General features: G+C 41.8%; 13 protein-coding genes. 5 read left to right on the top strand and 8 right to left on the bottom strand.

The window, feature by feature from the left end:
* Positions 1–679 precede the first annotated feature (679 nt).
* Together V7654_RS20505 and V7654_RS20500 are read left to right on the top strand one after the other, a co-directional pair.
* Positions 680–1,870, top strand: a complete 1,191-nt coding sequence (locus tag V7654_RS20505; RefSeq protein WP_335432694.1) for a processed acidic surface protein — start codon at positions 680–682, stop codon at positions 1,868–1,870.
* 4 nt (positions 1,871–1,874) lie between these two features.
* Positions 1,875–2,492, top strand: coding sequence for a class D sortase (locus V7654_RS20500; RefSeq protein ID WP_335432692.1), 618 nt, complete (start codon positions 1,875–1,877; stop codon positions 2,490–2,492).
* A 100-nt stretch (positions 2,493–2,592) separates the two neighbouring features.
* Here V7654_RS20500 and V7654_RS20495 read toward each other — a convergent pair whose 3' ends face one another.
* Entirely contained in the window at positions 2,593–2,862 is a 270-nt protein-coding gene (locus tag V7654_RS20495) for a replicative helicase loader/inhibitor (RefSeq protein ID WP_335432691.1), read from the bottom strand.
* A gap of 297 nt (positions 2,863–3,159) precedes the next feature.
* Here V7654_RS20495 and V7654_RS20490 point away from each other — a divergent pair, with 297 nt between their 5' ends.
* Positions 3,160–3,660, top strand: a complete 501-nt coding sequence (locus V7654_RS20490) for a sigma-70 family RNA polymerase sigma factor (RefSeq protein WP_335432690.1) — start codon at positions 3,160–3,162, stop codon at positions 3,658–3,660.
* A gap of 56 nt (positions 3,661–3,716) precedes the next feature.
* On the opposite strand, the gene V7654_RS20485 is transcribed toward V7654_RS20490, so the two are convergent.
* Both V7654_RS20485 and galU read right to left on the bottom strand, forming a co-directional pair.
* Positions 3,717–4,049, bottom strand: coding sequence for a hypothetical protein (locus tag V7654_RS20485; RefSeq protein ID WP_335432689.1), 333 nt, complete (start codon positions 4,047–4,049; stop codon positions 3,717–3,719).
* Positions 4,050–4,219: 170 nt separating this feature from the next.
* Complete coding sequence (gene galU / locus V7654_RS20480; protein ID WP_335432687.1) at positions 4,220–5,098, bottom strand: UTP--glucose-1-phosphate uridylyltransferase GalU; 879 nt, start codon at positions 5,096–5,098, stop codon at positions 4,220–4,222.
* A 330-nt stretch (positions 5,099–5,428) separates the two neighbouring features.
* Here galU and V7654_RS20475 point away from each other — a divergent pair, with 330 nt between their 5' ends.
* Positions 5,429–6,715, top strand: a complete 1,287-nt coding sequence (locus V7654_RS20475; RefSeq protein WP_335432686.1) for a DUF3221 domain-containing protein — start codon at positions 5,429–5,431, stop codon at positions 6,713–6,715.
* 75 nt (positions 6,716–6,790) lie between these two features.
* Here V7654_RS20475 and V7654_RS20470 read toward each other — a convergent pair whose 3' ends face one another.
* Positions 6,791–8,305: a PTS transporter subunit EIIC gene (locus tag V7654_RS20470; protein ID WP_335432685.1), complete on the bottom strand. Its 1,515-nt coding sequence runs from the start codon at positions 8,303–8,305 to the stop codon at positions 6,791–6,793.
* 151 nt (positions 8,306–8,456) lie between these two features.
* Complete coding sequence (locus V7654_RS20465; protein WP_335432684.1) at positions 8,457–9,782, bottom strand: 6-phospho-alpha-glucosidase; 1,326 nt, start codon at positions 9,780–9,782, stop codon at positions 8,457–8,459.
* Positions 9,783–9,923: 141 nt separating this feature from the next.
* Between V7654_RS20465 and V7654_RS20460 the strand changes: the two genes are divergently transcribed.
* Entirely contained in the window at positions 9,924–10,730 is an 807-nt protein-coding gene (locus V7654_RS20460; protein ID WP_335432683.1) for a MurR/RpiR family transcriptional regulator, read from the top strand.
* 114 nt (positions 10,731–10,844) lie between these two features.
* On the opposite strand, the gene V7654_RS20455 is transcribed toward V7654_RS20460, so the two are convergent.
* The 3 genes from V7654_RS20455 to V7654_RS20445 all read right to left on the bottom strand — a co-directional run bounded on the left by V7654_RS20455 (position 10,845) and on the right by V7654_RS20445 (position 13,956).
* Positions 10,845–11,690, bottom strand: a complete 846-nt coding sequence (locus V7654_RS20455) for a carbohydrate ABC transporter permease (protein ID WP_207501174.1) — start codon at positions 11,688–11,690, stop codon at positions 10,845–10,847.
* 22 nt (positions 11,691–11,712) lie between these two features.
* Positions 11,713–12,600, bottom strand: coding sequence for a carbohydrate ABC transporter permease (locus V7654_RS20450; RefSeq protein WP_207501175.1), 888 nt, complete (start codon positions 12,598–12,600; stop codon positions 11,713–11,715).
* Between the two features lie 90 nt (positions 12,601–12,690).
* Positions 12,691–13,956: a sugar ABC transporter substrate-binding protein gene (locus tag V7654_RS20445; RefSeq protein WP_335432682.1), complete on the bottom strand. Its 1,266-nt coding sequence runs from the start codon at positions 13,954–13,956 to the stop codon at positions 12,691–12,693.
* Positions 13,957–14,081: the final 125 nt, after the last annotated feature.

Below are 14,081 nucleotides of genomic sequence, written 5' to 3'. Positions count from 1 at the left end.
CACCCACCTCCTTTGACTGTAAAAAAACATGATTCATGATGTAAATAGTTATGTCGCTAAAATAATTAAATGAGGGAAAGGAAAATCAGGTACTGAAATTCTGATCGCTTCTTGATGAGTATTGATGGAGAATTCTATGGAGTATGAGATTATATGTTTTTATCAGAATACTTACACAGGTATATTATAGATAATCCCATAAATAAAAGTATATGTTAATTTTTATTTCACAAAAATATTTTTTCAAGGATATTTTTGAGAGAAAAATTAAGAAATATAGCACATTGATAAAATATTGCTTTTCTATTATAATATTTCGCCAATAAACAAAAATTTATTTTCCAATCATCAAATGATCCCCTCTCCTACCACTATCAAAGAACAAACAAGCATTTAACCCTATCAAAGTTACAAAAACACCCCTGAATTTCCCTATGATGAAAAAATTTCCAAAAAGTTCACAAACCCTTTACCACACTACCGCACTGGGGGTCAGACCCCCAACCCGACACCGCTTTAACGCATCACCTTGCCGGGGGTCTGACCCCCACCGGTTTACTGCGTTAAAGCAATTCTATATGTCTTACAAAAATTCCATATTATACTACTATCTGAAGCTTGGAAATCCCGTTATAATACTTTTGTAATATATCTGTAATATTAATAGGGGGAAGTTTTTTTGAAGCGCATTTTATCTATTGTGTTAGCTCTATCGCTAACTTTTGTGGCTATGCCTTACGCTGCTTTTGCGGCTGTGGATGCTCAGGATCCTGAGTTCCAAAACTATCTTCAGGAAATTGGCATGTCGGAGGAAGAGTTTGTTACTTATCTAAGCGATATGCATGATTATACTCTTGAAGATTTTGAGTCACTTGAAGAATTAACGATGTATTTGGGAGATTTACTGAACGAGGAGAACTTGCAGGAGCTTATTGCAGAGTTTGAATTGACTGAGGAAGATTTCAACCTTTTACTTGAAGAGCACGGTGCTTCTTTGGACGAATACGTATTCTTCGATGATCTTTACTTTGACGTTACGGATTGGCTGTATGCTGAAGAAATGACGCCAATTACGGATGAGACGCTTCAATTCCTTCTAGATGAGTTCGATTTTGAATCAAGAGAAGAACTAGAGCGTTTCTTGAATGAATCCGGAGATTCTATCGATAACTACGAAACGATTGAAGATCTTTCTTGGGCTGTTTCTGAGCAATACTTCATGCAGTCAAAAGATGATTTAATCAATACATTGGATACTTTCGGCCTTTCACTTGCTGAAGCGAACCGCCTGGCTAACCATGTGATCGCAATCCTTGAAAACCCTGAACTGGATGCAGAGCAATTTTTCATGGGAATGGAAGAAATCGGCACACGTTTAATGGATTTCCCTGAGTTTGACAGTGCGACTGATCTTTCTGCAGAAGAGATTGCAGAGTTCATCGATGTATGGAACGATCTGCTTGAGTTGCTACAACTTGATGTAGATTACTTTTTAACAAAGGATGGACAGACAACACCTGTTTCATTCACTTCATTAATGCAATTGGATTCTACAAATGGTGCAGATTTGATGATCAAAATCTCTAATTTAGATGGTGAGCTTTTAGCTGACATGATCATTACGAAGGATATGTTTGATTCAGAGTTCATGGAAGAAACAGGCGAAAACCTTGAGCAGACAACTGAAGCTGCAGAAGAAGTAGCTACAGCTGTTGAAAAAATGCCTGCTGATAAGACTGTTGCTAAGACTGTAAAAGGCGGAAAGCTGCCAAACACAGCTTCCAACTATCTGCAAAACACATTAGCTGGACTAACAATCGTTCTTTTAGGAGCGTTTGTATTCAGGAAAGTGAATGTAAAACGTGCTTAATAATATGAAAAAAAGAAGAACCGGTAAATTGGTTCTTCTTTCATTATCTGTTGCTGTCATCGCCTTTGGATTATGGTTCAGCGGGTCAAACGCCTTCAAATTCATGAAAGGTTACCTGCTATTCAAAACTGAACAGACAGAGCCGAAACAAGTCCTTGCGAGCAAGCCTGAAAAAGAAGAGACTAGGCCTTCCCGCAATAGTCTGTATCCTGAAGCACCCGAACAAGGTGAAATGATCGGCAACCTCTCAATTCCGAAGCTTGAGGCCAATTTGCCAATCTACCATGGAACAGATGAAGATGAGCTTGAAAAAGGAGTTGGCCACTTCGCAGGCAGCGTGCTTCCTGGTGAAAAAGACAACTCCGTCCTGTCAGGGCATCGCGACACCGTATTTCGCAAGCTAGGCGAAGTTGGAAAAGGAGACCTGCTGGTTGTCACGACTGAAGCAGGCGAATTCACCTACAAGGTAAGGAAAGTCCGTATTGTCGACGCTGATGACCGAACCGTCATCGTCCCAAAACCAAGACCAACACTAACCGTCACAACATGTTATCCCTTTGACTTCATCGGGGATGCACCACAACGCTATATCCTAGTAGCCGATCTAGTTAAATCAAGTTAAATAAAAAATGGGGGTCAGTTCACCAACGCGTTAAAGCGCCGGGGGACTGACCCCCGGTGCGTTAATGCTTTACTGTGGCGGGGGTCTGACCCCCGGTGCGTTAATGCTTTGCTTGGCTAAACAACTCGGTTTCTGGTCGATTTGCTACGGCACGGGTTCCTGGATCTCGGTATGGGCCACTGATCAGTTCTTTTACACTTGGTGGGTAAACTGATTTGGTTGCATGTGCTTTAAGGTTTTTCTTAAGTGTTTTAATTGAGTAGCTTTTCAACACCTCATACCAATCGTCAACCTTTTGCTGATTTATTTTAAAGCTTTGATAATAACTCTGGCTCATGGTCAGCAATTTTACTACTTCATCTCTCGTCATTCCTATCGTCCTCCTCTCTATTTATTGAGATGAAACTTTATTCACCATCTATATACAAAGAACTCCGATTAAGAGACACCCTTTAAAAAACATCCCCTCTTACGCAAGTAGTCTGATAACTCGCTAAAAATCAAAAATCAACCCCGAAAATTCATTTTTCAAGCCCAAAACCGCATTTTCCAAACCTTTTTCCTTTCAAATTTCAATTTTCCGTAATTCGATACATCTAACCATTTTTATTATGGTAAAGGTACCCGGGAATACAGTTGCAAAGCGCGCTTTCTGAAGGGATTCACCATGGAAAGCTTTGACCAGCTTGCGCTCCAATACACACCAATGATGTATAAAATAATCCGCTCACTCAATCTTTACAAAAACAAAGACGAGTTTTATCAACTCGCCCTAATCGGTTTATGGGAGGCTGCGGAACGGTTCGATTCAAGCAAAGGAGATTTCACCAACTACGCATACTCGCTTATCAAAGGAAAAATTCAGAATGAAATGACGAAAGCGAATAAAGACGCAGAGTCAACTACAACCGCTAAAGAAGAATACTGGGTAAGCATAGAAGATGAATTTGCCACTATACCATTCGAGGAAGATACACTCCTCTCATATTGTAAAAGCAGCCAGCTAACCGAGAATCAGACAAAGTGGGTCCTCTATCACTTTTTAAAAGGCTTTAATATCAAGGATATTGCAGAAATTGAACAAGTCTCCATTTCCGCTGTTAAAGCCTGGAGAGCCGGCGCAAAAGAAAAGCTAAGAAAACTCACAAATAATAATCTATTATTCTAAAAAGAAAGGGCCAGTCCTCGGAGCTTTTAGCACCATGGACTGACCCGATATTAGTATTAAGCATTCTTTTCCCAAGCAAAGCACATAAACCTTGCATCGGACGTAAGCCATTTTTGAGCGTGTGCCTGTTCTATCAATTCCCTATGCTCAAAAAAGATCTTCTTAGCATATGGAAGCTTGACATCACGAACCGCTTCATTAAGCAAACGCAAGATGCGCTTGTCCTGAGCACTCAAAAGAGCGAATTCGTTTGTCTCTTTTTCTTTTACAATAACCTTTACAAGCTCTTTGGCTTCTTGACCTAGCAATTGAAAGTGACTAGGCTCCGTAATGCGCTTCCACTCTCTTAAAATAACTTCCCTTGCAGCACCATAACGCTGCTTTTCCATGTGATTATTAATAACGAAGACAACACTCTCAATTTTCAATTAACATCCCGTCACTTTTTTTAGATTATATTAATTTCTATTTTAAGTAGTCAAATCGAACTAGTCAATGATTGAATTATAATAATAATCAATAAAATTTATAGTATTTTTATCCTGTTCTCTTTAACCCTTTACTTTGGCTCTCTTTCTAACAGGTCATTAAGATATTTAAGGATGTCGTACCTCAACTCTTGATCCTGTAAGGCAAAATCGATGGTAGTCTTGACGAACCCACTCTTTTCTCCTACATCATACCGTTTTCCCTCAAAGTCATATGCGAATACTCGCTGGATTTGGTTCAGCTTTTGGATGGCATCTGTTAACTGGATTTCACCACCCGCCCCTGTTTCCATTTTATCGAGGAACATAAAAATTTCTGGCGTGAGGATGTAGCGCCCCATTATGGCAAGGTTGGAAGGCGCAGTGCCTGGCGCTGGCTTTTCAACCAAGCTCTCGACCTGATAACGGCGTCCATCTTGTAATGAAGCATCAATGATGCCATATCGATGAGTCTCTTCCATAGGTACAGTTTGTACGCCGATGACAGAAGAACGAGTGACTTCGAATTGGTTCAAGAGCTGCTTTAAGCATGGCGTCTCACTCTGAACAATATCATCGCCCAGAAGTACCGCAAAAGGTTCATCGCCAATAAAATTGCGCGCGCACCAGACGGCGTGCCCCAACCCCTTAGGCTCCTTCTGCCGAATATAATGGATATCCGCAAGGTTAGTAGAGTAGCGCACTTTTTCCAGCAAATCCAGTTTCCCTTTCACCTCTAAGTTACGCTCGAGCTCAGGCGAAAAATCAAAATGGTCCTCGATCGCCCGTTTTCCTTTACCAGTCACAATAATGATATCCTCTATCCCAGAAGCAACTGCTTCTTCCACAATATACTGGATTGTTGGCTTATCAACAATCGGCAGCATTTCCTTCGGCATCGCCTTTGTAGCTGGTAAAAAACGCGTTCCCAGACCAGCTGCAGGAATAATTGCCTTCCGCACCATCTTCATCAGACTCCCCCTAATTTACACTCTATATAAATAACCCTCACCAATCGTATATGGCTTATCAATCCATTCTATGAACAAGAACACGCTTTTTATGAATCCATACCCCCGCAAGATCACCACTCCCATCAATTTAATCAAACGTTTGATTAAATCCCCTCAAATCGAGTCATATCATGCTTTCCAATCAATATTAGGATCCACAGCACTTCACCACATTAACGCACCGGGGGTCTGACCCCCAATGCGTTAATGTGTTAAATCATTCCATTCGCTTGTAACCTTCTCCCTCCCCTGCCCGTCTAAATTAGCAACAATATTTAGGAGGCAATCATGCGCAAACTTCATGCAATCGCAGCTATTTTAGGACTGACAATTGCCCTTTCTGGATGCGGAACAGACAATAACCAGGATACCAAGGACAAACGAGGGGCCGACAAGGCGGCGAGCACACCCGTCCAGGATGCTCTTCCGGTAAATGAATCTGGATGGGAAACGATTGAAGTGGTCAATAACAGACCCATCATCGCCAAGCTGAAGCAATCGGTAAAAGATACCCCTGAACGCGATAAAAAAATCGAAGAATACAAAGAAAGAAAAGATTTCAAGGATGGCTTGTTTGGCAAACCGACTGATGAACTGGCGGAGTCACTTGCCATGCAGGCAGTCGAGGGCAGCATAGCCCGTGAGACTTCTGAAAAAATCTATGGCGGCTATAAAGGGCTTGAGGATGCAGCTGTCATTTTCTTTGAAAACAGCAATCAAAACGGCGAACGCATGGGCTATTGGATTGGCGTTAAAAAGGCAGATGACCGCCTGAGAAGGTTCATTGAGGAAATGCAGACCAAGGTCGATGCAGGAGAAATTAAAGCGAAATATATCCACATATTCTATTCCCCTTATACGACAACCGAGAATTATAATTTGACGGATGAAATTGCTCAAGCACTCCAGAGAGTGAAAAGACAGCCAGGAACACCGAGCCGCGGTAATTTCAAAACGTCGGTTGATACGCAAACAGGAGAAATAAATATTGGACACAACTTCCTGTCAGAGAAGCAACAGGAACAATTAAGAAAGCTTTTTCCTGATCGAAATATTGTTTTTGAGCAGCAGGGAAAGATGGCTCCAAAGGAAGGAGAACCTGATACCTTCTATCCTAAAAAAGAGTTTACTGACCAGCCATCCAAGGAAGGCACTTATGTGATGGATTTATCAGAAGACCATTTATTTGCAGTGTCAGTAAAAAGTCAGGACTTCAGCAAAACAGGCGGCGAGGAAGTATTCTACGGAGCAGCCCATTTTAGCTTCCCGGATGCCTCAAAGAAACTAAAAGTTGGCCAAAGGGTCAAGATAGAATCGGCTGGTGATTTGAAAGCATCATACCCTGGCCAAGGAGAAGCACTTTATATCACTGTCCTGCCGGAATACAAGCCGGCTGGAGCCAAACTATCAGAATCCCAGGTGGTCCAAAAAGCAATAACGGATGCTAAAAAAACAAGCGGAAAACAGTTACTCATCATCCAGGAACTATCATTTAATGGAGACTCAAAACAGTGGACAGTACAATTCCAATATGGGTTTAATGAGAAGAAACTGGAAGTAAAGATACCAGACTAATTTGAATCATACTATAACACACTAACGCGCCGGGGGTCAGACCCCGGCGCGTTAATGTACTAAAGACAGACTTTGCTATGCTGACTTATCCTTATCGATAATCTCTATGATCTGGTTCTTGAGTATTTCGGCTGTCGGTCCAAAGATGGCTTGTACACCGTTTCCGACTTCTAATACTCCTTTTGCTCCTAGCATCTTCAACTCGTCGTGGTTTACTTGTGATTTGTCTTTGACTCCGACTCTTAGACGAGTAATGCAAGCATCGATGTTGTTAATATTCGCTTCTCCGCCTAGTGCGGCTAATACGCTTTGCGCCTGCTTATTTTTACCGCGATCCTGGTAATCCTGCTTTGAATACAGGCGGTTAGAGTCTTCATCCCCGCGGCCTGGTGTAAGCAGGTTCCATTTGCTGATGGCAAAGCGGAAGACGAAATAGTAAACGACAGACATCGCCAGTCCTAGAAGGATGACATACCACCATGGCTCCCCTACGCCTGGCAAAATTCCAAATAAGGCAAAGTCAATGACACCTGCTCCACCTGCATACCCAATGTTTACATCAAGCATGTACATGATCATGAAGGATAACCCCGCCATTAAGGCATGGAAAACGTAAAGCAATGGTGCTACAAATAAGAATGTGAATTCAATAGGTTCAGTAATACCTGTTAAGAATGCCGTACCTGCAGCTGTTAGCAGTAAACCGCCTACTGCTTTTTTATTTTCAGGCTTTGACGTATGATACATAGCTAAAGCAACTGCCGGCAATCCAAACAAGATAAATGGATATTTACCAGTCATGAATCTGCCTGCAGTAATATCAATAGCAGAGTTCACCTGCTTATCAGCAAGCTGTGCCATATACATGGCTGTGTCGCCAGAAACGATTGAGCCAGCCAACGTTGTATAAGATCCACCCACCTCTGAAAAACGAATCGGAATATAGAAGATATGATGAAGTCCGAATGGGATAAGCGACCTTTCCACCAATCCATATAAGAACATATAAAACGGAGGCGTATTCGGACCTGACAGTGCCTTACCTAGTGAGAAGATTCCATCCTGCACATGCGGCCAAACATAAGATAAAACTAATGCGATTACGATTGAAACACCTGCTGTAATGATTGGAACGAATCTCGCCCCTCCAAAGAAAGACAGCATTTCTGGCATTTTGAAATCATGATATTTCTGGTATAGAGCTGCAGCAACAAATCCCATCATGATACCGCTGAAGACACCGATCTGAAGCGTTGGGATTCCAAGTTCTAACGTATTGCCTGGTACAGAAGCATTTTCCGGTGTAATCCCTAAGACAATTCCAATCACGGTATGCATGACTATATATCCAACAAATGCAGATATACTCGCTCCTGCCTTCCCACCTGTCCAGCTTCCGGCAATACCAATCGCGAACAATATACCTAGATTCTTAAAGATTACATTCCCGGCCCCCTTCATTAATGAAGAAAACGTATGCCAGAAGCCACTATCCAAGAATGGCATATAATCTATTAAATATGGTGACTGAAGCGTCGTACCTATTCCCATTAACAATCCCGCTGCTGGTAAAAGAGAAATAACAACCATAAACGATTTTCCTATACGCTGAAAAAAGTCAAAATTGAAATATTTCTTCATATGGATAACCTACCTTCCTAATCGCCTCTATAGTGTAAGCGGATACTTTTTTATTTTAATATTGCAGGGAGCATCGACACTCCCTGCGAAAAATCACAATTTAATTCAGTTCTGGCCAATATTCACGGTTTTCTTCAATCAGCGCATCGAGCACTTCTCTAGCCTTCCCGGCTGATACGACCGTTCTATTTAGAGTCAAAGCCTGCAGCGCTTTCTGATAGGAGCCTTCCATGTAAGCCTCTACTGTAAGCTTCTCGTAGGCAAACTGCCCCTCGATTAAGCCTTTATAGAAGGTCGGAATCTCACCGACCGCATAAGGTCTTGGACCATTCGCAGTCAGACTGGCTGCGACCTCTACCATTGCATCGCTTGGCAGATTGTCTATAATTCCATCATTCTTTAAAATAACGACAAAGTTATCTCCCTTATTGTAGGCAATTGATTCAGCGACAATGAGGATAAACTCGCCATGAGCGTCATTATGGACAACGTTCGATTCTCTAGAGGTTCCCATCTCGGCAACGCGTCGGCACTCTTCGAAAACTCGCTTTTCCCGGCCATTCATAACCTCATTTGATCTTGTATAGTCAGGATTCAACTTCTTTAACACTTTATCAGGGTACAGATAGTACTGTAAATACGTATTTGGCAAGTAATCTGGGAAATCTCTTACCATTTGCTCAACCATTGCATATGTCTCCAGCCATGACTTATCACGCTGTTCGTAGTCTGCCGGTCTGAAGCCGCCTTCTAAAATCATTTCCCTTAAATGTGGCAGCAGGTCATTGCCCTCTTTGTCATAAAGATTTGTAAACCATCCAAAGTGATTAAGTCCAAAGTACACAGGATCAAAATCCCTTGGAGTCAACCCTAGCAATCTTCCATATGAACGTAGAAGGTTTTCCGGCTGGTCGCAAATATTAAGAATTTTTTTATCCTCTGGAAAAATCCTTTCTAAAGCATCCGCAACAATTGCCGCAGGGTTTGTGTAATTCAGAATCCAGGCCTCCTTAGAAACGCTTCGCACATCGTTCACTAATTCGACCATATCGTGAATCGATCTCATCCCATACGCAAATCCGCCTGGTCCGCAAGTTTCCTGCCCGATCACTCCCAGGCTCAGCGGAATTTTTTCATCCTTTTCACGCATTGCATAGCCGCCAGTTCTCATTTGTACAAATACAAAGTCGAGATCCTCTGTAAAAGCTTCCTCTTTATTCGTTGTATATTTGAAATCCAGCTCCGGATATTCTTCACGGAATAATACCTTCGCATATTCACCAATCACCTTCTGGCGCTCTTCATTCACGTCTAGCATCACCAAACGGTTGATTGGAAAACTCTTTTGGCGAACACAAATGCTTTTTAGCAATCCAGGCGTCCAAGTACTTCCTCCACCGACGATTAAAAGGTTAAACTTTTTCATATGATCATCTCCTAGAAGAGTTTGTTATCGCTTTCATGAGTATCTTAGCAAGTGAAATCGCAAATCTCACAAAAGTTTCATTTTATGAAACTTTTTAATTTGTCTATAATGGTTAAAAGGAATCTAGATGGAGTGTGGCAAATGTACAATTTCATAGCGAAACTACTAAACTTTATCGAATCATCCACCGACCATACCAATACGGAAATTGTGATTGCCGAGTTTATCCTCCGCAACGTTCATCAGCTTCCCGGCATGTCGATTTATCAAGTGGCTGAAGCATGCCACACCTCTCCAGCAACTGTTTCCCGTTTTTGTAAAAAGTTCGATAATATTTCGTTCAAGGAACTAAAGGAATACGCAAGGACATATACAGAATTTAATGATAGTGAAGTGGATTATCAAAAAGTAGAAGCAAGCATTAACGAGGATATCGTAAAAGACTACTTTGAAAATGTGGCAGAATCACTAAAGGAAACGGCAGCAATGCTTCAATCAAAAGAACTCTTGAATATAGCAAGAAAAATTCACCTGACAAAGAAGATCTCCATTTTTGGCGTAACCTTCTCCCATCTGCTGGCACGGAATACCCAATTTAAATTTCTCCGGCTTGGAAAATATTCAACAGCCTACGGCAACCACGAAAACCAAATTACAGAGGCTGAATCACTTTCCTTATCTGATCTAGCAATCGTTGTATCATTTTCTGGAGAAACAAGATTTATCACCAGGCTTGTTAAAGTGTTAAGAGATAGAAATATTCCGATTGTCGCGATTACAAGCAATCCTGACTCTTTTTTAGCAAAAAATGCAGAAGAAATCCTCCTGCTCAGCAATCGCAGAATCGAAGCATATAAATCCCCTATTATGGAAGAAGTCAGTATGTTGACCGTTATTAATTCAATCTATCTTGTTTATTCAGCCTTTTTAAGTAGCATCGAAAAGTGACAGGAACCTAACCCTTTATCACTTCACCGCGCTGGGGGTCTGACCCCCAGCACTTTAACGTGTTAAACACAGAAAGGCACCTCCTAGAAAATAGAAGATGCCTGTCTTTTTTTATTATTTCATCCCCGATATCGTATACCCATCAATAATATGTTTCTGGAAGATGATGAAGATGATGACGATTGGGACGACCATAAAGGTGGATCCGGCCATTTGCAGGGCGAAGTTGCCGCCGTATTGGCCTTTCAGCAACGAGAGTCCTACGGATAATGTGTACAGGCTTTCGTCGTTGGCGATGATCAACGGCCATAGGAAGCTGTTCCAGCCTGCGATGAAGGTTAGGATTCCCTGTACGGCAAGGATTGGCTTTGTCATTGGCAGGACGATTTGCCAGAATACTCTAAGTTCACTTGCCCCGTCCAAACGAGCTGCTTCAAGCAATTCATCCGGAATGGTGGTCATGAACTGGCGGAACAGGAAGATTCCGAACGCACCGACCAGGCCTGGAAGGACAATCCCTGCCATTGTATTCGTCAGCTGCATTTGGTTCAGGATCAGGTAAACTGGAATCATTGTTACCTGGCCAGGAATCATCATTGTCGCTAACACAAGGAAGAATAATTTGTTTCGTCCCTTAAATTCAAACTTGGCGAATGCGTATCCCGCCATCGCATTTAAAAATAAACCTACGAACGACCAGAGAACCACGATGATCGTATTTTTCAAATAGAGACCGAAGTTCATATTAATAAAGAGATTCTGGAAGTTTTCTAAAGTAAATTCCTTCGGAAACAGCGTTGGCGTTAGCTGCATGACTTCACTTTCCGGTTTGAAGGAGGATAGTATCATCCACACAAATGGGATGGAAACGAGCAATCCGCCAATCGCCAGGATAATCCCCACAATCCATTGCTGTCTTTTATCCTGCTTCACACTGCTGCTTAATGAACTGGATTTCATTTGTCTTTCACCTCTGCTTTCATCAATAATCCTGCTGTTTGTTTTGAAGCTTGAATTGAATCATCGTAATGATAATGATGGCAATGAACAAGATGAATGATCCAGCTGCCGCGTAACCAAAGTTGCTGAACTGGAACCCGTTACGATAGATGAACAATGCAACTGATGTCGTGCTGTCAAGCGGACCGCCATTTGTCATGACGAATGGCTCCTCGAAAAATTGCAGCCAGCCAATCATTGTCGTAATCGAAACAAAGAAAATCGCATATCTGAGCAGCGGAATCGTAATTTTCGTCAGCTGCTTCCAGTTGTTTGCACCATCAAGCTGCGCTGCTTCATAGTACGTTTTCGGAATTCCTTGCAATGCTGCCAGGAAGATGATCATATTGATGCCGATCGCTCTCCAAAGCGCTAGTAAAATAAGCGAAACCTTTGCCATGGTAGGGTCTGTAAGCCATGGTACATCCGGCAGGTTAAGAAGGTTTAATACATGGTTGAACAATCCAAGTTGAGGGTTGTACAGATAGCTCCAAACAACAGCAACCGCAACAACGTTTGTGATGGAAGGCATATAGAAGACAACCCGGAAAGCCTTGAAAATACGTGCTTTTCCAAAATTGATAAGAAGTGCTATTGCCAGCGAGATAATAATGACAAGCGGAACTCCGATGACTACATAGAATAGAGTGTTAAAAAGAGATTTTACAAAGATCGGGTCACTGACAACCTCTTTATAATTCTCCATGCCGACAAAACTAATAGATGACCAATCTGCAATCCCAACTAAATCAAGATCAGTGAAGCTAATGATCAGCGCAACAAAAATAGGCAATATCGAAAAAATAGTCAGTAAAATAATTGCTGGCGCTAGAAAAAAGTAAGGAGTCTTGTTTGCCATAAAGCTTTTCATTGTAAGTCCCTTCCTTCTTGGTCCAGAAGTTCTGGACTAATATAGGCAACTAGCAGGCACGCCGCCTGCTAGTTAACCTGAATTTAAAGATTATTTGGCTAAAATTTCTTCAGCCTCTTTATCAAATGCATCCATTTCTTCCTGGATGTCTGCACCGCCGCGGTAAATCTTTTCGAATCTGCTCAAGAAGTCCTGAGCAATTTTTTCATGTGCTTTAATCATTGGCATTGGCTGTGCGTTTTCCAATTGTTCGCCAAATACTTTGTAGTACTCGTTCTCCTGAAGCTGTTTATCATTCCAAGCCTCTTTACTAGCTGGTAGAGAATTGGTCATTTCAAGCCATTTGATTTGAGTTTCAGGTTTGCTCATATATGCAAGGAATTTAAGTGATTCGTCTTTGTTCTTTGTATATTGGAACACTGACAAATTCGATCCCCCTAGAGCAGATGTGTTCGTTTCTTTCGCTGGAAGTACAGCTGTAGCCCACTTGCCTTCTAATTCAGGAGCCTGGTCATTGATTAGCTTGACCATCCAAGGGCCACTGATAAACATTGGAAGGATTCCGTCACCTTTGAATGCCTGGATAATGTCAAGTCCTAGGTCAACCGGCGCTGAGCCATCCTTGAAAAATCCATTCATGTATTCAACCGCTTCAACGAATTCTGGTTCGTTAAAAGAAGCTTTGTTGCCTTCGATTAGCTTAGATCCATTTTGGCGAGCCAGCATGAACGATAAGCTTTGTTCGTTTGTATCAATACTGATTCCGTATTTATCATCACCGCGCTCTCTTAATTTCTTTGCAGCGTCACGAAGCTCGTCCCAAGTTTTTGGCGCTTCTTTATAACCAGCTTCCTCTAATAGGTCTGTGCGGTAGAAAAGAACGCGAGTATCAACATACCAAGGTACGCCTACCACTTTGTCCTCGTATTTTGTTGTTTCGATAGAACCGTCATAGAAATTTTCAGCAGCTAATTCTGGATATTTCTCTGTCTGGTCTGATAAATCCATCAATGCATTCGCAGATGCAAATTCAGGAATCCAAGTTGTTCCCATTTGTACAACGTCCGGACCTTTTTTAGAAGCCACCGCTGTTAAAAGCTTATCATGCGCCTGATCCCATGGAATCGCCTGAACTTTTACATCAATTTCTGGATTTTCTTTTTCAAATTGATCTGCAATCTTTGGAAGAGTCTTCGCTTCTTCCCCCATGCCCCACACTGTGATGACTTTCTTGCCGTCTTTTTCAGAACCTGAATCAGAAGAACATCCTGCTAGTGCACCAGATACAACCAATGTACCTACCATTGCTGCAGCTGCAAACTTCTTGCTGAATACATTAAACATTTTTCGGCTCATTCGTAAAACCCCCAAAATAATTTAATAAGTTCTTGCATTTAATTTTCCCGTTTATAGCAAATCATTACTATATAACTGACGAAATTCTACCGATATGGCACTTCGTTTACGAAAAACCCCCTCGT

This window comes from Bacillus sp. JJ1609, assembly GCF_036967045.1.
Taxonomy (GTDB): Bacteria; Bacillota; Bacilli; order Bacillales; family Cytobacillaceae; genus Mesobacillus.
Note: the sequence above shows the minus strand (reverse complement) of the source record. Positions and strands in the feature narration are given on the sequence as shown.

Coding starts and splice junctions, on each gene's coding strand:
- V7654_RS20490 (WP_335432690.1), top strand. CDS start 3,160: ATGGAAAGCTTTGACCAGCTTGCGCTCCAATACACACCAATGATGTAT.
- V7654_RS20450 (WP_207501175.1), bottom strand. CDS start 12,600: ATGAAAAGCTTTATGGCAAACAAGACTCCTTACTTTTTTCTAGCGCCA.
- V7654_RS20460 (WP_335432683.1), top strand. CDS start 9,924: ATGTACAATTTCATAGCGAAACTACTAAACTTTATCGAATCATCCACC.
- V7654_RS20470 (WP_335432685.1), bottom strand. CDS start 8,305: ATGGTTGTTATTTCTCTTTTACCAGCAGCGGGATTGTTAATGGGAATA.
- V7654_RS20485 (WP_335432689.1), bottom strand. CDS start 4,049: ATGGAAAAGCAGCGTTATGGTGCTGCAAGGGAAGTTATTTTAAGAGAG.
- V7654_RS20445 (WP_335432682.1), bottom strand. CDS start 13,956: ATGAGCCGAAAAATGTTTAATGTATTCAGCAAGAAGTTTGCAGCTGCA.
- V7654_RS20475 (WP_335432686.1), top strand. CDS start 5,429: ATGCGCAAACTTCATGCAATCGCAGCTATTTTAGGACTGACAATTGCC.
- V7654_RS20495 (WP_335432691.1), bottom strand. CDS start 2,862: ATGACGAGAGATGAAGTAGTAAAATTGCTGACCATGAGCCAGAGTTAT.
- galU (WP_335432687.1), bottom strand. CDS start 5,098: ATGAAGATGGTGCGGAAGGCAATTATTCCTGCAGCTGGTCTGGGAACG.
- V7654_RS20455 (WP_207501174.1), bottom strand. CDS start 11,690: ATGAAATCCAGTTCATTAAGCAGCAGTGTGAAGCAGGATAAAAGACAG.
- V7654_RS20465 (WP_335432684.1), bottom strand. CDS start 9,782: ATGAAAAAGTTTAACCTTTTAATCGTCGGTGGAGGAAGTACTTGGACG.
- V7654_RS20500 (WP_335432692.1), top strand. CDS start 1,875: ATGAAAAAAAGAAGAACCGGTAAATTGGTTCTTCTTTCATTATCTGTT.